This window comes from Yoonia sp. (assembly GCF_017854415.1).
Classification (GTDB): domain Bacteria; phylum Pseudomonadota; class Alphaproteobacteria; order Rhodobacterales; family Rhodobacteraceae; genus Yoonia.
Window position 1 is genome coordinate 1 of record NZ_JAFMHR010000228.1, and the last position, 1,953, is coordinate 1,953.

Below are 1,953 nucleotides of genomic sequence, written 5' to 3' on the forward strand. Positions count from 1 at the left end.
CGAATGTACCGCCGCCAAGGTCATAGACCGCGATTGTCTGCGTGTCTTTTTTGTCGAGGCCATAAGCAAGTGCGGCTGCTGTTGGCTCGTTGATGATCCGCAGCACTTCGAGGCCAGCGATTTTGCCAGCGTCTTTGGTTGCCTGACGCTGCGCGTCGTTGAAGTATGCTGGCACAGTGATAACCGCTTGGGTCACTTCTTCGCCAAGATAAGACTCTGCAGTCTCTTTCATCTTGCCGAGGATCACAGCGGAGATTTGCGCAGGAGAATACTTCTCACCGCGGGATTCCACCCATGCGTCGCCATTGCCACCGTCAACAATGTTGAATGGCATGTTCTTCTTTTCCTTCGCGAGGTCCTTGTCGTCAAAACGACGACCGATCAGACGCTTTACCGCGAAGATTGTGTTTTCTGGGTTTGTGACGGCCTGACGCTTTGCAGGCTGGCCAACAAGACGTTCGTCTTCGGTGAACGCAACGATAGATGGTGTTGTGCGTGCACCTTCGCTGTTCTCAATCACGCGTGGCTTAGAGCCGTCCATGATGGAGATACAAGAGTTTGTAGTTCCGAGGTCGATACCAATAATTTTAGACATATTTCAAATCCCTTTACGCTAGGCGAGTTGAGCGGCGCGAACCCGTTTCGGCACCCGCGCCTGTTGCTAGTTTAAACAAGTCAGATTTTCGTCTGCTCGTTTGATCAAGGCGTATATAGGGATGCGGTTTGTAGGCTGCAAGCGGGGGATAAGGGCACACAGGCTCAAAAATGCAATTTTGACGCAGTAATGGGCCCGAAGCAGCAAAAATGGCGCCTGCGCCCACATAATTTTTGTCGCTACAGGGTTAACGTGAGGCACCCCAGCTGATCGAGGCGCTTTTGCGGGTATAGAATTCGCCCATCAATCCCAAAAGCACCAAGGCTATCGCAACGTAGAACGGGTAGGTTGGGGAACTGAAGTGTGGGTTGTAGTGCAAAAAGATGTACCCGCGCGCCTGATCGATGGTGTGGAAAAGCGGGTTCCAGTCAAACAAGACCAGCATCGAAGACGGCAGCGAGTTTGCGACAAACATCTTTCCCGAGGCAATCATGCTGGCGCGGCTATAGATGCTGACCAAAAGTTTGACCGCATCAGGCGCCCAAGGCTTCATCGCCAGAAAAATCATGCCGACGCCAACACCAGACAGCCATGCGACCAAAAGCATAGCTAAGGCACCAATGGGTTGATCGATCACGACGGGCGTTACGGCAACATGATAGATAAAGAGCACAAAAAAGAGCGATAAAAGCTGCAAGTACAATGACGAAACTGCAGCGGCGGTAATCGAAATCACGGTATTCATCGGTGCGTGCTGCATCATTGCCGAGGCGGGACCTTCTGAGCCGACGACAGCGGATACCGCTTTGGTGTGGCACATGAACAGGAAAATTCCCGACATAATATAGAGTAAGAAGTCACCACGAATGGCGGCCCCGCGCATACCAAGAAAGAAGAACATTGCGTAGAATGTCAGCACAAAGACCACGGTTTGCATCATGTTCATTAGCAATCCAACGACTGCATTGCTGTGCGTTTTACGCACATCACGCACGATCGAATGATAGATAAGCTCCGCCATCCCGAAAAAGGTGCGAGTCGTTGTCTTTTGGATCTGCGGCTGGAACATCTCATAACCTGCTTTGTGGGGCGCGCTGCCCAAACTCACGAATTTCTTGCCGTTCGTGTTGCCTCATATCATAAGGGGGCAAACCTGTTTTTTCAATCATTAGAACAGGCAACATAATGAAACGTGAAGGTGTACGGCATGAATTTTGATCAGTTGGCGGATGTGATGCGCCGTTTGGCGTTAGAAGCAGGCGATAAGATCATGGAGATCTACGCTGATCCCAATTTTGAGGTCCGCTCGAAATCTGACGAAAGCCCTGTAACTGAGGCCGACGAGGCCGCTGATGCGA

The 1,953-nt window shown here is 51.3% G+C and carries 2 protein-coding genes and 1 pseudogene; 1 reads left to right on the forward strand and 2 read right to left on the reverse strand.

Translation table 11 applies throughout. From position 1 onward, the window contains the following. The coding region (locus QZ197_RS15795; RefSeq protein ID WP_296433181.1) for an Hsp70 family protein at positions 1-595 on the reverse strand (595 nt) is incomplete at its 3' end. Positions 596-842: 247 nt separating this feature from the next. After that, positions 843-1,664 carry an ABC transporter permease gene (locus tag QZ197_RS15800; RefSeq protein ID WP_296433182.1) on the reverse strand — a complete coding sequence of 274 codons (822 nt, stop codon included), beginning with the start codon at positions 1,662-1,664 and terminating at the stop codon, positions 843-845. 174 nt (positions 1,665-1,838) lie between these two features. On the opposite strand from QZ197_RS15800, the pseudogene QZ197_RS15805 reads away from it, so the two are divergent. After that, positions 1,839-1,953, forward strand: a pseudogene (locus QZ197_RS15805) (3'(2'),5'-bisphosphate nucleotidase CysQ); the annotation flags it as partial.

Bases quoted from the DNA above. Each gene is read 5' to 3' on its own strand.
- QZ197_RS15800 (WP_296433182.1), bottom strand. From the start codon at position 1,664: ATGTTCCAGCCGCAGATCCAAAAGACAACGACTCGCACCTTTTTCGGG.